The 21,174-nt window shown below is 61.2% G+C and carries 16 protein-coding genes and 2 pseudogenes; 15 read left to right on the top strand and 3 right to left on the bottom strand.

Annotation, left to right across the window (positions count from 1 at the left end):
• From OBACDRAFT_RS19950 to OBACDRAFT_RS19935, 5 genes and pseudogenes are all read left to right on the top strand, one after another.
• Window positions 1–219: pseudogene (locus OBACDRAFT_RS19950) on the top strand (hypothetical protein); the annotation flags it as partial.
• A gap of 58 nt (window positions 220–277) precedes the next feature.
• The gene (gene trxA / locus OBACDRAFT_RS19945; RefSeq protein WP_043588634.1) at window positions 278–601 is read left to right on the top strand and encodes a thioredoxin; all 324 of its coding nucleotides are present in this window, start codon (window positions 278–280) and stop codon (window positions 599–601) included.
• A gap of 381 nt (window positions 602–982) precedes the next feature.
• A complete protein-coding gene (gene metF, locus OBACDRAFT_RS19940; RefSeq protein ID WP_052362291.1) occupies window positions 983–1,864 on the top strand; it encodes a methylenetetrahydrofolate reductase [NAD(P)H] in 882 nt (293 codons plus the stop codon).
• 336 nt (window positions 1,865–2,200) lie between these two features.
• Entirely contained in the window at window positions 2,201–2,341 is a 141-nt protein-coding gene (locus OBACDRAFT_RS28635; protein WP_157837220.1) for a hypothetical protein, read from the top strand.
• A 196-nt stretch (window positions 2,342–2,537) separates the two neighbouring features.
• A complete protein-coding gene (locus OBACDRAFT_RS19935; protein WP_043588632.1) occupies window positions 2,538–4,256 on the top strand; it encodes a putative manganese-dependent inorganic diphosphatase in 1,719 nt (572 codons plus the stop codon).
• Between the two features lie 23 nt (window positions 4,257–4,279).
• Here the strand turns inward: OBACDRAFT_RS19935 and OBACDRAFT_RS19930 are convergent, their stop codons facing one another.
• Together OBACDRAFT_RS19930 and OBACDRAFT_RS31295 are read right to left on the bottom strand one after the other, a co-directional pair.
• Complete coding sequence (locus OBACDRAFT_RS19930) at window positions 4,280–4,765, bottom strand: copper-binding protein (protein WP_232767425.1); 486 nt, start codon at window positions 4,763–4,765, stop codon at window positions 4,280–4,282.
• Window positions 4,766–4,876: 111 nt separating this feature from the next.
• Window positions 4,877–5,587 carry a FecR family protein gene (locus OBACDRAFT_RS31295; protein WP_425601743.1) on the bottom strand — a complete coding sequence of 237 codons (711 nt, stop codon included), beginning with the start codon at window positions 5,585–5,587 and terminating at the stop codon, window positions 4,877–4,879.
• Window positions 5,588–5,841: 254 nt separating this feature from the next.
• Here OBACDRAFT_RS31295 and OBACDRAFT_RS30915 point away from each other — a divergent pair, with 254 nt between their 5' ends.
• The 9 genes from OBACDRAFT_RS30915 (at window position 5,842) to OBACDRAFT_RS25850 (ending at window position 19,595) form a co-directional block, all read left to right on the top strand.
• Window positions 5,842–8,328: a DEAD/DEAH box helicase gene (locus OBACDRAFT_RS30915; protein ID WP_269799088.1), complete on the top strand. Its 2,487-nt coding sequence runs from the start codon at window positions 5,842–5,844 to the stop codon at window positions 8,326–8,328.
• Window positions 8,329–9,501: 1,173 nt separating this feature from the next.
• Entirely contained in the window at window positions 9,502–10,239 is a 738-nt protein-coding gene (locus tag OBACDRAFT_RS19915; RefSeq protein WP_125069523.1) for a hypothetical protein, read from the top strand.
• A gap of 34 nt (window positions 10,240–10,273) precedes the next feature.
• Window positions 10,274–10,507: a hypothetical protein gene (locus OBACDRAFT_RS28630; protein ID WP_157837219.1), complete on the top strand. Its 234-nt coding sequence runs from the start codon at window positions 10,274–10,276 to the stop codon at window positions 10,505–10,507.
• 33 nt (window positions 10,508–10,540) lie between these two features.
• Window positions 10,541–12,334: a formylglycine-generating enzyme family protein gene (locus OBACDRAFT_RS25855; RefSeq protein WP_052362289.1), complete on the top strand. Its 1,794-nt coding sequence runs from the start codon at window positions 10,541–10,543 to the stop codon at window positions 12,332–12,334.
• A gap of 87 nt (window positions 12,335–12,421) precedes the next feature.
• The gene (locus OBACDRAFT_RS19905; RefSeq protein ID WP_043588627.1) at window positions 12,422–13,051 is read left to right on the top strand and encodes a putative globular PEP-CTERM protein; all 630 of its coding nucleotides are present in this window, start codon (window positions 12,422–12,424) and stop codon (window positions 13,049–13,051) included.
• Window positions 13,052–13,834: 783 nt separating this feature from the next.
• Window positions 13,835–16,732, top strand: coding sequence for a [protein-PII] uridylyltransferase (gene glnD, locus OBACDRAFT_RS19900; protein WP_043588626.1), 2,898 nt, complete (start codon window positions 13,835–13,837; stop codon window positions 16,730–16,732).
• A gap of 126 nt (window positions 16,733–16,858) precedes the next feature.
• Window positions 16,859–17,062, top strand: coding sequence for a hypothetical protein (locus OBACDRAFT_RS26995; protein ID WP_064499320.1), 204 nt, complete (start codon window positions 16,859–16,861; stop codon window positions 17,060–17,062).
• 786 nt (window positions 17,063–17,848) lie between these two features.
• Window positions 17,849–18,478 (top strand): hypothetical protein, encoded by a 630-nt coding sequence (locus OBACDRAFT_RS30165; protein ID WP_157837218.1) that lies wholly within the window; start codon window positions 17,849–17,851, stop codon window positions 18,476–18,478.
• Between the two features lie 270 nt (window positions 18,479–18,748).
• A protein-coding gene (locus OBACDRAFT_RS25850) for an IS5 family transposase (protein ID WP_088179327.1) occupies window positions 18,749–19,595 on the top strand; the annotation gives its coding sequence in 2 pieces (ribosomal slippage) (window positions 18,749–19,156 and window positions 19,158–19,595; 846 coding nt in all).
• An 18-nt stretch (window positions 19,596–19,613) separates the two neighbouring features.
• Here OBACDRAFT_RS25850 and OBACDRAFT_RS19875 read toward each other — a convergent pair.
• Window positions 19,614–20,635, bottom strand: a pseudogene (locus OBACDRAFT_RS19875) (IS630 family transposase).
• Here OBACDRAFT_RS19875 and OBACDRAFT_RS30160 point away from each other — a divergent pair.
• Window positions 20,562–20,747, top strand: coding sequence for a hypothetical protein (locus tag OBACDRAFT_RS30160; RefSeq protein WP_232767432.1), 186 nt, complete (start codon window positions 20,562–20,564; stop codon window positions 20,745–20,747). The pseudogene OBACDRAFT_RS19875 and the gene OBACDRAFT_RS30160 overlap by 74 nt on opposite strands.
• The last annotated feature ends 427 nt before the right edge of the window (window positions 20,748–21,174 follow it).

Genomic DNA, 21,174 nt, shown 5'->3' with positions numbered 1-21,174 from the left:
CCCCCCCCCACCGCCAGCCTCCCCCTCACGCCGGGGCAAATCAGTCAGGCTGCCAAACTCCCCTCCGGCTCGGCCTCCTTCGCCTCGCCCATGCCGGAACTCGAAGCCGAAGAGAACAAACCCACGCCCATCTGGCAGGCCATCCTCGCCTTTGTCGGAGCCGCCGGTGCCATCACCTGCGCCGTCCTCCTCTATCTGATCTACAAGCAACCCATCTGATCGACTGATCGGCAGATCGTCAGATCGTCATTAAAATTTCGTTTCCGCATTAAAACACATGTCCGCAGCCATCGCTCAACTGACCACCGACACCTTCAAGACCGCTCTCACCAGCACCAAGCTCCTCCTCGTGGATTTCTGGGCTCCTTGGTGCGGCCCCTGCAAGGCCATCGCCCCCATCCTTGACCAGATCGCCACCGAACTCGCCGGCCAGGTCACCATCGCCAAAGTCAACGTTGACGACAATGGCGAGCTTGCCGCGCAGTACGGAGTCCGCGCCATACCCACCATGCTCCTTTTCAAGGACGGCCAGCTTGCCGACACCCTTGTGGGCATGATGCAGAAAGACGTGATCAAACAAAAAATCCAGGCTCAGGCCTGACAGCCGGGGAAATCCCAAAGCACCATGACCCGGCCCACCAGCCGGGTCATGTTTTTTCTAAAAACCGCCACCGCGCATCTCCACCTGTCCCGGTAACTATTTCAGGGAACTTCTAAAAAACGAATTTTGAACCACTAGAGCATTTGCAGTTGAGAGGTAGCCGTCGTCTTAACGGTAGGGAGGCCTCTCCGAGGCCTCCGAAACCATGCTCCATCCACCTATGAATTTCGCATTCTCTTACCACGCACGGCGGAGGCCTCGGACGGAGCGCAGCAGCGCGCAGATGGCATCGCCGAAGGCGATGGCCCGAAGGGCTGCCCTCGGCAGAGGGCACAAAGGCCTCCCTACCAAGTAGGATATAACATTTCAGCTTTTCCGCGCATGTCCGCCTCCAACCCGCCAATTTCCGCCCTCTTCCCTGAGCACCGCCCGTTGCGCTCGCTAGAATTTTTCCCGCCCAAGGACGACGCCGGAGTCGAGTCCCTGCGCGCCGCCGCCACCGCCCTGCGCAAAGCTCCCTGGGACTTTGTTTCCGTCACCTACGGAGCAGGCGGCTCCACCCGCCAGCGCACCACGCAAGTCAGCCGCATTCTCAAAGACGAACTCGGCTTCACCGTCATGCCTCACCTCACCTGCGTCGGCCACAGCCGCGCCGAGCTGACCGCCCTTGCCGACCAGATTCACGCCGACGGCTTCCGCAACATCATGGCCCTGCGCGGCGACCCCCCCAAAGGCTCCGCCACGTTCACCCCTGCCGCCGACGGACTCCGCCACGCCAACGAACTCGTTGCCCTCCTCAAGCAGCGCCACCCCGACTTCTGCCTCGGCGTCGCCGGCTATCCCGAAAAACACCCCGAAGCCGTCACCCTCGAAGCCGACCTCGACGCCCTCAAGCGCAAGATCGACGACGGCGCTTCGTTCGTCACCACCCAGCTCTTTTTCGACAACGCCATCTACCAAAAATTCGTCGAAAAATGCCACGCTCGCGGCATCCACGTCCCCATCATCCCCGGCATCATGCCCGTCCTCTCCATCGGGCAGATCAAGCGCATTGCAACCCTCTCCGGCACGCAACTCCCCCCCCCCCTTGCACGCCGCCTCGAAGTCGCCGCGGAAGACCCCGACGTGGTTGAAATCATCGGCATTGACTGGGCACTCGACCAGATACGCGGCCTCCTCGCGCAAGGCGCACCCGGTTACCACCTCTACATCCTCAACCGGGCCAAAAGCGCCCTCGCCCTCGCCGCCGGCCTCGCCGCCTGACGGAAGGCCCGGCCCAAGCGCAAATAAGGCGCACATCCACCGCGCCCCGCCTGCCGGGGCAATCAGAGAATTTGCTACTCAGCATCCCCAACCCTCTCTTTGCCTTTTTATTAAACGAAATCTGATATGTTCCATAAATTATTATGGACACTAAGGAATCCCGGCACGCAATTGGCTCTGTCCAAGCACTCACCAACTAACCACAACGTCTTTATTGAAAACCATCGCATGAAGGAACGCTGTTAATTCACCGCATCCAAGTATCCCCCAAAAACGTCCAGCTCATTGCCCGCCTGCCTCACCGGGCCTCTACCACAAACAACTAACACTGAGGTTATGCTAACGACTCTGGGAATACTCACGCTACTCTGGCTGGGATCGGGTGCGTTGATGATGATCGAACTAAAGAAGACTCCGATCTTCCCCACTTGGGGAAAACGGCGTCGCACTCTCGAAAAAACCATCAATCCGACCTGAATCCGGCCCGACCCGGCCAAACCAGCCCTTCGCACACAACATCCGGCTCCGGCAAACAAAAGACCGCGACTCACCTCGCGGTCTTTTTTTTCGCCTCCGCAGTTCATTTCATGTCTTTTTAGCATTCAACTTTTCCAGCGGCTTGCCCCCGCCTCCAACCTGGTCACATTCCGCCGTCCACGCATCAGCCGCCAGCATGTCATCCGCGCCCTTCTGTCCCCTGCCAACCATCACCACTTACGTCATCGGCCACAAAAACCCCGATGCCGACTCCGTGTGCTCCGCCATCGGCTACGCCGCCTACAAGGAAGCCCGCGGCCACACTGGCTACATCGCCGCGCGCGCCGGCAACTCCAACGCCCGCATTGACACCATTCTCCATCGCTTCCAGCACCCCCTCCCCCTCCTGCTCAGCGACGTCACCCCGCGCGTGCGCGACATCATGGTGCCCGCCTCCGACGTTGTCTCCATCGGCGAGGAGGCCACCTGCGCCGAAGCCTTGGAACTCATTGACGAACACGACGTGCGCGTCCTCCCCGTCGTCACTGAAGACCGGCGTGTCCTCGGCACCCTCTCCATTTTCCAACTCGGCGGCTTCTTCGTCCCACGCATCCGCGCCGTGCGCGAACTGCGCAAAGTCCACACCAACATCGACTGCATCGTCCGCGCCCTCAAGGCCCGCGTCCTCCACGCCACCGACTCCGACCGCCTTGAGGAACTCTTCGTGCGCATCGGAGCCATGGATGTGCGCTCCTTCTGGAAAATCGCCCAGGACGACGGCATCCCCGCCGGGCAGGCCGTCATCATCGTCGGCGACCGCTGGGACATCCAGCAACGCTCCATTCAGGTCGGCGTGCGCCTCCTCGTGCTTACCGGCGACCTGCCCGTGGAGGAGGAGATCATCCACGCCGCGCAACAAAAAGGCGTGTCGCTCATCGTCAGCGCCTACGACTCCGCCACCACCGCCTGGATCATCCGCACCGCCACGCGCATCCACAACCTCATCGACCGCCAGTTTTCCTCGATCAGCGCCGAACTCCGGCTCAGCGACGTGCGCAGGAAACTCGCCAGTTCCTCCGCCGCCGCCCACGTCGTTCTCGACGATGAAGGCCACCTTCAGGGCATCCTCACCAAGACCGACATGCTCAAGCCCGTGCGCACCCAACTCGTGCTCGTTGACCACAACGAGATGACGCAAGCCGTCACGGGCGCCGATCACGTCACCATCACCGAGGTCATCGACCACCACCGCCTCGGCGCAATGGCCACCCAGCAGCCCATCCTCTTCATCAACGAACCCGTCGGCTCCACCTGCACCATCGTGGCCGACCTCTTCCGACGCGACAACCTGCGTCCCACCCCGCAGATTGCCGGCATCCTCATGAGCGGCATCATCGCCGACACGCTCCACCTCAACAGCCCCACCTCCACCGAAAAGGATTCGCTCCTGCTCAACTGGCTCTCGCAGATCGCCGACGTCGATTCGCGCCAACTCGCCGACGAGATTTTCAGTTCCGGTTCCATCATTCTCAGCAGCGCCCCCGACACAGTCATCCGCTCCGACTTCAAAATCTACGACGAGGACAACATCCGTTTCTCCGTCTCGCAGGTGGAGGAACTCGGGTTTGGCAACTTCTGGAAACACTCCAAGCAACTCGCCTCCGCGCTCGAACGACTTTGCGTTGGCGAAGCCCTCGCCTTTGCCTGCCTGCTCGTCACCGACATCAACACGCAAAACTCCCTTCTCGTCGTGAAAGGCAGCGAGAACTTCATTCGCCGCATCACGTATCCGGCGGTCGAGCACGACGAGATATTCGACATGCCCGGCATCGTGAGTCGCAAAAAGCAACTCATCCCCTACCTCACCACCGTCCTCCACGAAATGTCCGCCGAAGGACTCGCCCCCGCCCGCTAAACACGGCGGGCGGCACGGCGCGCTCAATCCGCCAGCTTCGCCTCTTCGAGCCACCACACGCCGTCCTTGCGGACCAGACGGCCCTTCACCACCTGATTTTTCTTCGCAACCTTGAGCGTGGCCTCATCAACCCTGAGCAACATCGTCATGGCCTTCATCACGCCGGGCACCTCCTCGTGTTTGATAAGCAGACCGCCCTTTTCCGGCAGCACGGAGACGACCACTCCCCAAAGCATCGGAGCCGCTTTCTCGCTCAGTCCGGACACCTTGGCCTCAGGCTGGCCCTGTCCGTCCTGACTGCCCTTGTCATTCGTCCCTTGGGTCGCCGCCACAGACGCTGCGCAGGATGGGCACCCCGCAGCCGCCCAAGCCGCGGGCGACGTCGTCAATGCGGCAACGACAACGAATGCCAGCAGCGGCAGGACAACAACACGCGAGACGCAAGTAACACGGACAGCGGGAGTGCGGAAGACGTTGGCAACATTGCAGGTGGTCATACGGGTGTTCATGGATGTGACAGAAAAAAAAACAGGGGTAGCCATACACCCCGCCGACGCAAACCGACCGGTCAATTATCCGCCCCCTCCCCCCCTCCCCCCCCCCGCGCCTGCCTGCGCTCCTCACGAAGACGGACTCACCACATTCAACCCGGTGTCCGGAGTGGGAATCACTGGAGTCCACTCCTGTCCCCGCTCCGCCGCCGCCCTGGCCGACTCCGTTTCCTCAAGTGCCCTCTCCACCGCATCGCCCGCATCGTTGACAATCTGGTTGATCGCCGCCGCGTCGCCCGCCGACAGCCCGCCAACCTCCACCTGCACGCCCCCCTGCCCGGACGACGACGCCTCCAACTGCGTCCCGGCAGGCAACGAAGTCTCCTCCTGCCCACCCACCGGAATAAAACCAACCACACCCTCCGTCACCCGAATCACCAACTGGCCTGTCTCCGCATCGAATCTCAGCCAAAACGCCGTGCCCCGCACCCCCGCCACGCCCAACGGCGTGCGCACCTCGTAGGTTGAGCCCGTGCGCAACTTGCGCACCCGATTCGTCAACTCGCCCCGGCGCAGTTCCATCCGCACGGACACTGCCGGCTCCACCGATCCCGGTTGCAATTTTTCGCCCACGTCCGACGGCAAAACCGCCTCGTCACGGACCAACCCCGTCAGCACCAATTCCGAATCCGACCCCAACGTGGCCACCGAACCATTGGCAAACAAAAGCACCACGCTCGACTCCGGCCCCGTCACCAGCACCGCTCCGAGAGGAATCTCCGCATCCCTGACCACCACCACGGCAGCCTCGCCCGCCAGTCCATCCGCCGCCTTGTACATCGCCGCGCCGGAAACCGCCACGACCCGGCACATCCGCACCGACTCCCCCGCCCCCGCGTGCGGCGCAAACATACTCCAACACAAAAGAAGCATCACGGACAATGTGGCAGGCATGGTAGGATTACACCCGAGTCGAACCGTCATGCGCGAAGCATCAGTCCATCTCCCAGACAATTGCCAGCCAATGATTGCAAGAAATCGGGGGAGGGAAAAAACCTGACGCTCCCCCGAACTTTCGACTCGCCTCTTCCACCGTGACACCCGCCTTTTGGACGATTTCCATGCTACGCATCCACCTTCCACCCAACCTGCCCGACGCCGCCACCCGCGACGCCATTGCCGTGAAGGTCACGCTCGACACCACCCACCCCCCCCCCCCCGAAATCCTCCCCGCGCTCGCCCTCCTGCAACGCTGGTGCGGCGGAGCCACCGTCCTCCCCCCCTTCCTGCAACTCACCCGCGCCCAACTCGCCCAACTCACCACCGCGCTCACCGGCCAGCCCGTCTTTGCCTGGTTCAACGGCAAAACCTCCGACAAACCCCTCCTCTGGATCGGCCCCCACCTCCGCGGCGTCAGCGAACACCTCACGTCTCCTCCCTCCCCCCCCCCCCCCCCCCCCGTGGGTCCCCCCCCCGCTCCGACTACCCGCTACTCGCCACCCGCTACTACTCACTACTCCCACCCCATGCTCGTGGACGGCAGCGAACACTACCTCGCCATCGCCCTCCCCTCGCGCGAGCACACCGCCTACGCCGCCGCGCTCGAACTCGTCAAAACCCACGGCTTTCGCCTCGAACCCTCCAACCGCAAATGGTGGCTGCGCGACCGCCACAAAGTCCTCAACTTCCTTGCCCGCCACGGCGACGCCCTCCGCCACGAATACTACGCCGACTTCACCCCCAATTTTGAAAAAAACACCGCCGCCTTTGCCGACGCCCGCATCGCCATCGAAATCACCGAGACCGGCCGCGACTTCGCCGTGACCCTCGGCTTCGACACCCCCGGAGTATCCGCCGAACAACTACGCAACGCCGCCGCCACCAACCGCGGCTACCTCGAATCCACCGACGGCAAACTCTACCTCCTCCCCCCCGCCCAAGTGGAAAAACTCGCCCGCGCCCACCGCATCCTCGCCACCGGTGGCGGAGGCATGGGCGCGCCCACCGCCACCCGCCACACCCACCGCATCTCCCCCGCCCGCGCCGCCGAAATCCAGGAACTCATCGAAGAATTCGCCCCCGACTACCAGCCCCCCGCCGCATGGCGACGCCGTGCCGACGCCCTGCGCAACCTCTCGACCCTCCCCCCCGCACCCATCCCCGCCTGGTTTGCCGCCACCCTCCGCCCCTACCAGGCGCTCGGCGCCGCCTGGCTCTGGCACCTCCACCGCCACCAACTCGGCGGCATCCTCGCCGACGAAATGGGCCTCGGCAAAACCGCCCAGGCCCTCGCCCTCCTCGCCGCCCTTCACGACCCACCGACGTTGGATAATCGACGTTCGGCGCCCCGCGCCGCCCCCTCCCTCGTCGTCTGTCCCGCCTCCCTCGTGGAAAACTGGCGGCGCGAAACCGCCCGCTTCGCCCCCCGCCTCCGCGTCTTTGTCCACCACGGCGCGCAACGCCTCGCCTCCCCCGACGGCATCGACCTCATCATCACCTCCTACGGCACCCTCGCCCGCGACTCCGGCCTCTTTGCCGACATCCCCCTCACCCTCCTCATTGCCGACGAAGCCCAGCACGTCAAAAACCGCCGCACCCAGAACGCCCGCGCCCTCCGCACCCTCAGTGCCCGCTCCCGCTTCCTCCTCACCGGCACCCCCATCGAAAACTCCCTCGACGACCTCCGTTCCCTCTTCGAAATCCTCCTTCCTGGCTTCCTCGACGCCAAGCCCGCCACTGCCTCCGGACTCCGCCCCGACGAACGCGAATGGATCGACGAACGCCTCCGCCGCCAGACCGCCCCCTACATACTCCGCCGCACCAAACAAGCCGTCGCCCCCGAACTCCCCGCGAAAATCGAGCAAGTCCTCTACTGCGAACCCACCCCCGCGCAAGCCCGCCTCTACCGCGACTGGCAAGAACGCTCCGAACGCGAACTCCTCGACCTCGAAACCGGTGGCGCCAGCGAATCCGCCCTCCGCCTCGCCACCCTCACGCAACTCCTCCGCCTCCGCCAAATCTGCTGCGACCCCCGCCTCGTCGCGCCCGACTCCGCCGCCCCCGCCGACAGCGCCAAACTCGAAGCCTTCCGCGAACTTTTGGCCGAAGCCATCGACGACGGCCACCGCCTCCTCGTTTTCTCCCAATTCACCTCGCTCCTCGCCCTCCTCCGCGCCGAATTCGACGAACAACAACTCCCCTACTGTTACCTCGACGGCACCATGACCCCCCGCCAACGCCAGGCCGAGGTGGACCGCTTCAACACCAACGACGATATCCCCCTCTTTCTCATCTCGCTCAAAGCCGGCGGCACCGGCCTCAACCTCACCGGAGCCGACACCGTTGTCCACTTCGACCCCTGGTGGAACCCCGCCGCCGAAGCCCAGGCCACCGACCGCGCTCACCGCATCGGCCAGACCCGCGTTGTCACCAGCTACAAACTCATCTGCACCGGCACCGTTGAGGAAAAAGTTCTCCAGCTACAGGAGCAAAAACGCGCCCTCCTCGCCAACGTCTTCGAGGCGAGCGACGCCCTCAACGCCCGCCTCACCCTCGGCGACCTCCGCAACCTCCTCGCTTAGTTCTACTTTGTTAAGGGAACTTCTAAAAATTACACAGAGGACACAGAGGAGGCACAGAGTTTGGGGAGGCCTGTCCGGTGGAAGGACATTTTCCTCGTGAATGAATGTCTCTGTAATTCATTTATTATAAATAAAATAATGTTTTTTACGGAAAAAGGAGCAAAGTCGTTTTGTCCTCCCTAAACTCTGTGCCTTCTCTGTGATCTCTGTGTAATTTCTGATTTTCAGAACCTCCCTTAAGTTTGGAGAATCGCCACAAAAACGATTGGGAACGACAGGAGAATGGCCGCAAAAAGGCACAAAAAAACAGCCTCCTTTTTGCGCCTCTTTGCGGCCATTTAGCAAAGGGGACTTCTAAAAATTGAAGAGATCGGAATTTCACGCCACGGCGCAACGAACGCAACGCCATCAGCCTGCTCTTGCCTCTGAGCGTGGCGTCCGTTGCGCCGTGGCGTGATACTCTTCTTTCCAGATGGAAGATGGAATTCATGCTCTTGTCCGGTTCTTGGAAATTTTTAGAAGTTCCCACAAGTATTTCCGTCTCTGTATTTTTTTGCGCCTTTTGTGCCTTTTTGCGGCCATCAACTGTGGAATATAGGATAAAACGACTTGACGCGCTGATCTGAGCCCGTCTTTTTCCTCCACACATTTGCGTCAGGGACGCGCACACTGGATCAACGAATAACCGAAACTACTTGGGCCAAACCCGCTAACTGCTTGAAAATGAGCTTAAACGCGACATACGGGACTACACAAAGCTCCCAAGCTCCCAAGCTCCCAAGCTCCCAAGCTCCCAAGCTCCCAAGCTCCCAAGCTCCCAAGCTCCCAAGCTCCCAAGCTTAGCTTAAGCTGTGTCAGCATAGAACACCCAAACAAGGGGGTACCATGCCCGGACGGGACGATGGCGGAACGGGACGCGATTTCCCATCATCGGGAGACGACGTCCCATTACTCGGACGCGGCTTCCCATCACTCGGACGTCACGTCCCATTACTCGGACGCGGCTTCCCATTGCTCGGATGTCACGTCCCATCACTCGGACGTGGCTTCCCATTACTCGGACGTCACGTCCCATTACTCGGAAGCGACGTCCCATTCGCCAGAAACGACGTCCCGAAGGGCTCATTTTGCCTCTTTTGACCGCAACCACAACTCCCAATCCAAGGAAAACTCATGAGTAACCACATGGCCCGCAACTACCTGCCCGTAACCGAGACGGAAGCCTACCTATGGCTGACCAACCTTGCGCAACAACTGCCCTCCGTAGCCAACCTGCTCGGCATCGGGCAAAAAGCCACCCCCCTGGTGCAAGCCGCGCAACTACTCACCGACACCCACCGCTACCAGCAAGCCACCCGCAGCCTCGCTGAAGAACGCACCGCCAACAAAAACGAAGCCGCTTGGAACCCCATCGGCCAACACGTTTACGTGCGCCCCACCACCACCGACACCGGCCCCCAAGCCACCCAAAGCGCCGAAGCCGGAGCCTACCCCCTGGCCATCGCCCTATGCGACGACATCCTCACCAACCGGAGCGGCAAACTCGATCAGGCAATAAAAGACCTCCTGCGCCTCAACCCCCTGCCCAAACACCCCCCCGGAGCGGCCACCGGAACCAAACCCCAATACGAAGCCCTGATCGACCACAACCAACTCACCATCAAACTCACCAAAGCCGGCTATCAATATTTTATGGTGAAGATCGACCACGGCACGGGCGAATTCGACGCCGAGCACGTGGTGCACGAAAGCCCCTTCAAAGACCCCACCCCCCTCCCCACCGACACACCGCAGATGTGGCGCGTGCAGGTGTTTGGATACGCCAAAGGCAACCACGTGGGCATCCCCGGCGACATTATAGACGTAGCCGCCAAAGCCTACCTCGCCGAACACTCCGAAGGCACCGGCTGATTTCTCCCATTCTCCCGCACGATGAGAAACCAAAATGATATTCCGAGTGGCGCGGGCGTCTCGCCCGCAATCCGATGTAGCGCAGGCGTCCCGCCTGCAATCCAGCCTGCTGCGCGAAGCGCCGCACTCCATAAAAGTCACCGCGCTTCGCGCAATAGACAAGATGGCAGGCAGGATGCCTGCGCTACGTCAGAATGCGGGCGGGACGCCCGCGCCACTTTTGTTTAACCCCAGTCCGGCGGCAGAATGCCGCCGCTCCGTATTCTGAATTTGAAAGTCTCAATCCATTTTTCCCGCACCTATGAAAAGCCAAAAGCAAAATGATACAGTCACGCTTCCGCGTGTCTTTCTTAAACTCGGGGCGACAGCGGCCATCGCGCTCCTTTCAACGCATCTCGAAGCCGCCTCTTCTATCAACATCCCGACCGTGACGGTGGGCGACATCGGCAACGCCGCCGATTCGACTGGCTACGGCGCTGTGAGCTACGAGTATCAGATCGGCAAGTATCAGGTGACAAACGGGCAATATGCGGCGTTTTTGAATGCCGTGGGCGTGACCAGCTCGAACAACACACTTGGGCTCTACAACAGCAACATGGACAGCAATGTCAACTACGGTGGCATTACGTGGAACGCAGGCAGCAGCCAATACGAGGCGAAGACCGGATGGGAGAACAAGCCTGTGAATTACGTAACGTTTTACGATGCGGCGCGGTTCGTGAACTGGCTGACGACCGGGGACACGGAGAACGGGCTGTATGTGTTCAGCGGAGCGACGACGATCACGAGCAATCCGGACCACGCGACGAGCAGCGGCTGGGCAGTCGCGAGCGAGGACGAATGGTATAAAGCCGCGTATTACAATGGAGACGGGACGTATCGGGAGTATCCTGTGACGGGCACGTTGAGCCAGACCACGGCGAATTACTATAGCGGTGGGAGTGCGATGCCTGAGGGGGCGTATATAGCGGATGTGGATTTTTATGATGATGTGTTTGGAGCTGGTTCGACGTATGGTACGTTCCAGCAGGGGGGTAACGTGTATGAGTGGAATGATACGTTTATAAACGGAACTTCCCGTGTGGTGCGTGGCGGTGCGTTCGACAGCAACGGTGTCTACCTCGCCTCTTCGGCCCGCCTCTCCGCCGGTCCCGCCACCGAGGGCTACGGCCGCGGTTTTCGCGTTTCGTTGCTCGGCCCCCAAGTGCCCGAGCCGGAAGCTGCGCCCGCGACGCTGGACGAACCGGTGATCAACGGCAGCACGATCACGATCAATGTGCTCGGCACGCCGGGCAACTATTATGCCCTGTATGCCTCGCAAAACCTCCTCGGCAATGCCGCCTCATGGGGTTTTGTTGCCGGCACCACCGGTCAGTTCGACGATAGCGGACTGGCAACGTTGACTTTCACCAAGAGCGCGGCCACCGCCGAGTTCTACCGCGTAGTCACCAGCGCAAGCCCGCTCGACGGCGCGACGATCAACGCCGACTCGAAGTTTTCCCACAACGTGGGCGGAGTCTATGACGTGACGGTGGCCGCGAAGGGGAAGGCGTATGTCGCCAATCAGTTGGTGCAGAGTGTAAACACCGTGGCGACCCTCTTCGACACGCTGGCCCGCGGATCGAGCGTAGGCCTCCAGAATGGCACCACCGGCGGCATAACCACCGTTACCAAAAGCCAGTTTAACGGCTCATGGGGAGCCAACGGTTCGCTGGTTGTGGACACGGGAACAGCGGTCGAGGTCAGCAACTATGCAGTGACACCTGTCACCCTGAGCTTCTCCGGCGTGGTGGCAACCGGCACCCGCACCAGCGCCTCCATTGCCGGGATCAACACTCACACGGCCAGCCCGTTTCCGGTGTCGGCCTCCACCGAGGACTTCGGCATCACCCGGACAAGGGGCGATGTGGTCACCCGCCTGCAGCCTGATGGTTCGGCACTGACCTACACCGTCGGTCTGAATGGCCAGTGGGGAGCCCCTGGCGGCACTCCGGTTGTCAACATCGGCGAAGGTTTCCTGTTCAGGCGCGCCGCCGCCGCGACGTGGAGCAAGATGCTCACCCTGAGCACCGACAGCATGGAGATCACCTGGTAATCTCCACCGGGTAATCAGGACCAAAAACTTTCCCTTCCGGACAAGACGGGAGGGGAAATTGTACAATAACAGAATCGATATATCATTATGAAAAAATCACTAATAGCCGCCTGTCTTCTGGCAGGCAGTGTCATCGGCCATGCCGGTATCAACAACATCCATTGGGACAATATCGACATTGATCCTGTGCTCACGAGTTCGGGGGACTTGGCGACATCCGCCGATGGTTACCTCGTCAGTTTCTGGGTGGAGGATACCGTCAAAGGCTTGGTCTGCGCGGGTGTGAACACTTTCGTCGACTTGTATTATGACATGCCCGAGTATGCGGGATATTACGAATACAATTCAGCGATACCGGGCACACAAGAGAACCTTTTCTTCAATACGCCGGACAACGGATTGCTCTATACGGAGATCCGGGTGTGGCAGTATTTCACGGACGGGCAAGTGCATACGCAGACGGATTACGATCTGATCTCCGCGACCAGTCTGAATGCCATTGAAGGAATCTGGAACGCTGCGGTGGCAGCCGGTGTGTCGCACGGCACTGTGGGCGGCACTGTCGCCACCAATGGCAATGGCACTCCTGTTACCGCGGTGACAGCTTTGTATCCGGCCCTTATTCTGAGCGCGTCCGCCGTCCCCGAGCCGTCCACGTATGCGGCTATCGCCGGGCTGGCGTGCCTAGCCTATGTGATCGTGCGCCGGAGGCGCTGATTGGTAACGGAGGGCGGGTTTTATTGCCAATCGCCAATCCCCGCCAGACGCGGCGCAGCCGCGCCCATCCGAAAAAAAACGGAAGGGCGGTGCTTCGCACCGTCGGCGGGTCGGGAGACCTATACGCGCTAACATCTTTTCAATCGCCACGCATTTCTTGAGATTATTTCAGCATAAAACAGCGGTTTTTAGATTTAAAAGGCTGGTTTGAATCAAAAAATGAAGAAAAAAACGAAACATGTTAGCGCGTATAGGTCGGGAGACCCGCCCCCCATAGGCACTTAACCACGGAGGCAACGGAGGGCCGGGTCGCATAGGAATGCAAATCAAGGATGCCCTGTCTTCTGTTCCTCTCGTGGTTCCCCGTTTTTTAGAGCATTTTCGGTTTATTTTGTCTCACGCAGAGTCGCAGAGGCGCAGAGAAAAACAGAACTCAGAGAGCAAACGCCAGAGGCGAAGTCTTTCTGTTTTTCTCTGCGCCTTTGCGTCTCTGCGTGATCTCTTAAACCTTGCGACAAATTGAACCGACAATGCGCAACCGGGATCAAAATTTCACGCCACGGCGCGACGAACGCAACGCCATCAGCCTGCTCTTGCCTCTCAGCGTGGCGTCCGTCGCGCCGTGGCGTGAACCTCTTCTCCTTTGCGCCTCTTGCGCCTCTTCGCGGCCATTTCAGTAATCCCGAAATCCCCCCCCCCGTCCCCCTCGTCCCTCCTGCATTTCATCTCTCAGCTTTTTAGCTTTTAGCTTTTTAGCTTTTAGCTTTCAGCTATTCCCACCACATGAACGACGGCCGCATCCGCAAACACGCCCGCGAACGCCTGCTCTTCCTCGAAGACACGCCCGTCGCCAAACGCCTCGCCGCCTGCAAACGCTTCCTCCGCCTCGAAAGCGCCATGATCCGCATGAGGCACGACGCCCGCGAATCCGGCCTCGCCATCGCCCGCGCCCGCGCCGCCCTCGCCGACGTGATGCTCACCCATCTCTTCGACTACGCCCTCGCCGCCTACGAACGCCGCTTCGGCGCCCTCCCCGCCCCCGTCGCCCTCCTCGCCCTCGGCGGCTACGGACGCTCCGAACTCAGCCCCCTGAGCGACATCGACATCATGTTTCTCTTCCCGGCCAAAATCGCCGCCGAAACCATAAAACCCCTCCAGCACCACCTCATCGACGAAGTCCTCTACCTCCTCTGGGACAGCGGCCTCAAAGTCGGCTACTCCACCCGCACCATCGACGAAGTCTTCGCCGAAGCCAAACGCGACATCCAAACAAAAACCGCCCTCCTCGAAGCCCGCTTCGTCGCCGGCAACGCCGTCCTCTACGACGGCTTCTCCGCCGCCTACCGCAGCTACTACACCACCGACAACCCCCGCGCCTACATCGCAGCCCGCCTTCAGGACCAAGCCGACCGCCGCTCCAAATACAGCGACACCGTCTTCGTTCAGGAACCCGACATCAAAAACGGCGTCGGCGGCCTCCGCGACTACCAGAACATGATATGGATGGCCCGCGTGAAACTCGACATCACCCACGTGGACGAACTCGAACCCCTGAAATACCTCCGGCGCAACGAACTCCGCGACGCCAAACGCGCCTACGACTTCCTCCTGCGCACCCGCAACGAACTCCACTTCCAAAGCAAACGCCCCACCGACCTCCTCGACCTCGAAGCCCAACCCCGCGTCGGCTACGGCCTCGGCTACATGCACACCGACCCCCTCGCCCGCGTCGAACAATTCATGCGCGACTACTACCGCTCCGCGCAGACCCTGTTTCGCGTCTCCCGCCTCGTCGAAAACCGCCTCGCCCTCAACATCTCCCCCGCCGCCACCTCCTCCCTCCCCCTCCCCGCCACCGCCGCCGCCGCCCCCCCCCCCTCGCGCTTCAGTTCCCTGCTCGACATCGTGCGTGCCCGCCGCGTCCAGCGCGTCAAACGCATCGACGGCTTCATCCTCCGCGGCAGCGAACTCACCGCCGAGAACCCCCGCGCCGTCTTCAAAGACGACCCCGTGCGCCTCATCCGCCTCTTCCGCCACTGCCAGACCCTCGACGCCCAACCCGACTTCGCCCTCCAAGCCCTCATCCGAGAATCCCTCCCCCTCCTCCGCCGCAACGTCACCCACGACTCTGGCGCCAACACCGCCTTTCGCGCCATCCTCCAGCAAACCGGCGCCGTTTACCCCACCCTCGCCCTCATGCACGAACTCGGCGTCCTCGGCCGCTTCATCCCCGAATTCGACGGCCTCACCTGCCTCGTCCAACACGAATTTTACCACCGCTACACCGCCGACATCCACACCCTCAACGCCATTCGCCAGCTCGACATCGTCTTCAGCGAAGCCGAGCCCATCGCCGCCAAATACCGCCTCGCCCTCCACGAAAGCGCCCGCCCCACCCTCCTCTACCTCACCCTCCTCCTGCACGACATCGGCAAAGCCCGCGGCATCAAAGGCCACGCCGAGGCCGGCGTCGCCATTGCCACTCCCATCCTCGAACGCATGGGCGTGGAGGAAGCCGACCGCGAACTCGTTCTATTTATTATCAAAAACCACCTCATCATGGCACGATTTTGGCAGAAGCGGGACGTGGATGATCCCGACTCCGCCATCGCCTTCGCCCAACTCGCGCTCGACGCCGAACGCCTCCGCCACCTCTACGTCCACACCTTTTGCGACTCGCGCGGCACCTCCGCCGGACTCTGGAACAGCTACAAAGACACCCTCCACACCACCCTCTTCCGCGCCACGCTCGTACAACTTACCTCCGCCGAAACCCAGGCCACCCGCAACTCACAACGCCTGCAAATGATCAAACAGGAACTCATCTCCAAAAACCTTCCCGGCATCAGTGCCGACGAGATCAGCGCCCACTTCGGCCTCCTCCCCGAACGCTATTTTGTGCAGACCGAGGCCGACGAAATCACCCTGCATATCCAGATGGTCAACCGCCTCATCAAGACCATCACCCAAGCCGACACCCTCGCCGCCCTCACCCCCGTCATCGACTGGCACGACGACCTCAACCGCTCCCTCACTGTCGTCAACATCGTCACCTGGGACCGCGCCGGCCTCTTTTACAAACTCGCCGGAGCCTTCAGCGTCGCCGGCCTCTCCATTCTCTCCGCCAAAGTCATCTCGCGCACCGACCACATCGCCATCGACACCTTTTATGTTGTCGAACCCGGACGCGGCGTTGTGCAAAGCCCCAAGGCGCAGGAAACCTTTGCCCGCACCGTCGAAGCCGCCCTCGTTTCCAACAAAGACCTTTACCCGGAGATTCTTGCCCAGGCCCGCCGCCACACCAGCATCCTGCGCCCGGCCCATCCAGCGGGCGACACCCTCCACGCCGCCTTCCCCACCACCGTTGAAGTTTACAACGAACTCTCCATGCGCCGCACCATTGTTGAAGTGCAGGCGCGCGACGAAATCGGACTCCTTTTCAAACTCGCCCGCCTCATCAGCGAACAAGGCTTTGACATCACCTTTGCCCGCATCGGCACCGAGCGCGGCATAGCGATCGACACCTTTTACATTGAGGACGCGCAACCCGCCCTCGTCACAACCGCCGATGACAACGACGGCAGCCAATCCCTTGCCAACACCGGCCGCCTGCACGCCCTCCGGGAAGCCCTCCTGCAAGCCCTCGCCCCCGCCGCCGCCCCCGAAGCCGCCGCCGGATAAAGTGGCGCGGGCGTCTCGCCCGCTGTAGGGGCTTCGCTTGCGAAGCCCGCTGAAGTTTGGCGCTGACTAGTTGGACACGGAGGAAAACGCTTGCCTATGTATCTAGTTTTGTAACTAGATTCGGTCATGGGCTATCCAACCAAAGTTCAATGCATTCAGCGCAAGGAAACCTCACAGTTCTACATCAACTTCCCCACGCCCATCGCGCAGGCGATGGACTTGGCCAAGGGCGAGACGGTCGAGTGGACCATTCACGACAAGGGCCATCTGATCGTCTCGCGCCGGGAGGTTCCCGCCGATCCGGTCCCGGTAAAAAAGACGAGGCGTTGAGCGATCACCTCGAAGCCTTGTTCGACGGGCTCAGGCCGGCGTTTGCCAGGGAGGAGGACTTTGTGCGCACCCGCCGCCAGTGGCTGGCCGGTTTGCTCAATCTGGGCCGCCACACCGTGACCGGTGCGCTCAGCACGGCCGGTCGCCAGCATCAGGACTGGTCGGCCGATTATCGTTTGTTGCAGCGCCTGCCCGTCGAGCCGATCTTCGCGCAGGTGCGTCGCCAGGCCCTCGCGGCCACCGAGGCGGCCCGGCCTTGGGTGGTCGCCGTTGACGATTCCATCACGCGTAAAACCGGCCGGTGTATCCCGGGTTGCGGCTGGCGCAAGGACCCGCTCGGCCCGCCCTTCAACGTCAACTTTGTCTGGGGCCAGCGCGTGCTCCAGTTCTCTGCGGCGATTCCCGCCGGGGACGGCTCGGCGCGGCTGGTCCCGGTGGACTGGCAGGAGGCCCCCATGCCTGAAAAACCCGCGCGCCAGGCAGGGCCGCAGACGCAGGCCGCCTATCTGGAGGCCCGTAAACAGGCCAACCTCAACCTGGTCGCGGCCGCACGCATGGCACGGCTGCGAGAGGCGACCGGCCGGCGCATCCACTTCGTCAGCGACGGACGCTTCACCAACCGCACGCTGTTGCGGCGCCTGCCGGAGAACACCGTGCTGGATCGGCCGGGTGCGCAAAGACACCGTGCTTTACGCGCCCTGCGCGGCGCAACCGGGCAGGAACGGCCGGCCCCGCCGCTACGGGCAGGTTCTGCCGACCCCGGAACAACTGCGCCTGGACGACGGCGTGCCGTGGACGAGGGTGTCGGCCTTTGCGGCGGAAAAACGACACGACTTCAAGATCAAGGCCTTCGGTCCGGTCATGGCCCGTATCACCGGGGTGCATACGCCGGTGCGCGTAGTGGTGATCGCCCCGCTCGGCTACCGACTGCGCAAGGGCGGAAAGCTGCTGTATCGCCAGCCGGCCTATCTGCTCTGCACCGATGCGGGGCTGCCGGTGCAGGACATCCTCCAGCAATACCTGTGGCGCTGGGACATCGAAGTGAACTTCAAGGACGAAAAAAACCTGCTCGGAGTGAGCCAGGCGCAGGTGCGCTCGCCCGAGACGGTGATCCGCCAGCCCGCCGGCGCGGTCGCAGCCTACACCCTGTTGCTCCTGGCCGCCCACCGCGCCTACGGACCGGACCGGCTGCCGCCGGCCGTGCCTCTGGCCCGGTGGCGACGGCGCCAACCCCCTCGCCGGGCGACCACCGGCCTGCTCATCAACCAACTGCGCGTCGAACTGTGGTCGCGGCATCTGCGAACTCAGAGTTTATCCCACTTCACACGCTCAAACCCGCCCAACCACAACGCGCATAAACCTCCCCTCCTCCCCGACCTCGACCTCGCCTCCGCCGTCTTCTACTCCCATAACTAATCTCTCTATCGCCAAACTTCAGATGCGGGCGGGACACCCGCGCCACTTTTGATGCCGACCCGACCCAACGACGCTTCGCGTCGTCTGTCGGCAGGATGCCGGCGGTCCCAGGCGCTACCGCGCCGGAGTTGCCCCCTCCACCACTTTTCCTCTCCGCTAAATGGATACGGCCTCTCCGAGGCCTCCCTACCGTTAAGACGACGGCTACAGCTTAATAGATTATCCCTAAATTACTCTTGATATTCAGGAGAAGAAAGAAGAGAGAGGAGCATGAGCCGAACGAAGCGATGGGAAGTGAGTGACGGATTGTGGGAGCGGGTGGAACCGCTGCTGCCGAAGGAGGCGCAGAGGGATGCGGGGAAGCAGTACAAGCGAAGGCCGGGGGCTGGGCGTCCCGGGGTGGACAAGCGCAAGGTGTTCGAGGCGATAGTGAGGGTGTTGCGAACGGGATGCCAGTGGAACAGCATCACGAAGGGAAGGGACGGGGTGGGGTCGAGCAGCGTGCACCGCTACTTTCAGGCTTGGACGAAGGCCGGAGTGTTTCTGGAACTATGGCGCAAAGGTCTGGCCGAATATGATGAGATGGAGGGGATCGCGTGGGAATGGCAGTCGATTGACGCCACCCAGCTGAAGGCTCCCCTTGCGCAAGAAGCGGTCGGACCCAATCCGACGGACAGGGGGAAAAAACGGGACCAAGATAAACGCCCTGACCGAAGGCGGTGGAGTCCCTCTGTCTGTGTTCATAACCGGCGCAAACGTGCACGAATCAACCACGGTGAGCCAGCTCATCGGGGCCAAGGTGCTTCATCAACAGCCTGACGGCGAAGAAATAGATGAAAACCTCTGCGCCGACAACGCCTACACCGGACGAGCCGATTTGATCCGCGCACTCGGTTACATCCCCCACATTTGCCACCGCAGGCAGGAGGCCGAGGCTCTCAAACATCAGCCGGGATTCAAAGCACGCCGTTGGGTCGTGGAGCGCTTCTTCTCATGGCTTAAGCGCAGCCGAAAAATCCTGGTGCGCTATGAAAAATCGCTCCTCTCCTATTGGGGCTTGGTCTGCCTCGCCTGCTCCCTGATCTCCCTGCAACGATCAGACATTATTCAGGGATAATCTCTTAGGGAAACGGCTCTAGTGTCCCGTCATTGAAGTTCCTTACATAAATGAGCGACCTTGCCGAGGATGAGATCGGCGGAGGCGGTCCATTGGAAGGGACGGGGGTTTTGATTGTGGGTTTTCAGATAGTCGGAGATGGCGCAGCGTAATTGCTGGACGCTGCGGAAGCTCTCACGCTGAAGGCGTTTGCGGGTGAGTTCGGCGAAGAAGCGTTCGACCTGGTTGAGCCAGGAGCTGTGAGTGGGGATGAAGTGAAGATGCCAGCGGGGATGGCGGGCGAGCCAGCGCACGACCGCGTCGGTCTTGTGGGTGGCGTAGTTGTCGAGCACGGCGTGGATATCCAGTCGGGCGGGGGTGCGATCTTCGATCCGCTTGAGGAAGGCGAGGAACTCCCTGTGGGTGTGGCGGCGATGGCAGCGGCCCCAGACCTCGCCGGTGGCCACGTCGAGCGCGGCAAACAGCGAGACGGTGCCGTGCCGGAAGTAATCATGGGTGTGGCGTTCGGCCCGGCCAAGGTCCATGGGGAGGATGGGTTGGGACCGCTCCAAGGCCTGGATCTGACTCTTCTCGTCCACGCAGAAGACCACCGCGTTTTGCGGGGGGCTTTGGTAGAGGCCCACCACGTCGCGGACCTTCTCCACAAAAAGCGGATCGGTGCAGAGCGTGAAGGACTCGTGCCGGTGCGGCTGGAGCCCGAAGGCTTGCCAGATGCGGCTGACCGTCTGATGCGACACGCCCGTCTCCTTGCCCATCGTGCGCGTGCTCCAGTGCGTCGCCGACTTCGGCTTGGTTTGCAGCGTGCGCCGCACGATCTGCGCGACCTGCTCGTCCTCCACCGTCCGCGGCGCACCAGCCCTCGGCAGGTCACCCAGTCCGGCCAGCCTTTCCAGCCTGAACCGCTCCCTCCATGTGCACACCGTCGGCTCACTCACTCCCACCTCCCTCGCCACCTCCTTGTTCGTCATGCCCTTCGCACACCCCAGCACGATTCTCGCTCGCGTCACCTCCGCCACACCTGCCTTCCGCTGCCTCGCCACAGACTCCAGCGTCCGCTTCTCCTCCTCGCTCAACATCAACGGCTTCTTCGGGCGTCCTCGTTCCATCCACCCGCTCTACCACTTCGTCACCCCTCTTGCATCACTTATTTAACTTACTTCAATGACAGGGCACTAGGAGCTGTCTTCAAAAAGAGAGGGTAAAGAAGTATTCACTGGCTGGTATTCCCTCAATTTCGATCTACCAAACAATCAACAACTTACAAAGCTCTCCAGTCGTAAGGATTTCGCCCATTGTTTAGTGACAATCTTGTCCATTATTTCTACACCAATTTCACATTGAGAGTTTTTAATTGTAAGAAATTTCATGGATAAAAATAAAAATTTCTTCTCAAAAACTCATGGACTCAACCTCAGTCGCATACTTTTCATAGAAAAACGTCATGAATATCCTGATTTTTACTGGGTTTATTTCGATACCGGGTTAGTGGTCTCTATTACCAATACAGAATATGAAGATATAACACAATATATCACCGCATTATAAATGGGCGAAAGCCAACTGACTTATAGGATTCGAC

Source organism: Geminisphaera colitermitum TAV2 (assembly GCF_000171235.2).
GTDB classification, from domain to species: Bacteria; Verrucomicrobiota; Verrucomicrobiia; order Opitutales; family Opitutaceae; genus Geminisphaera; species Geminisphaera colitermitum.
This window is presented reverse-complemented; position numbering and strand designations above follow the sequence as displayed.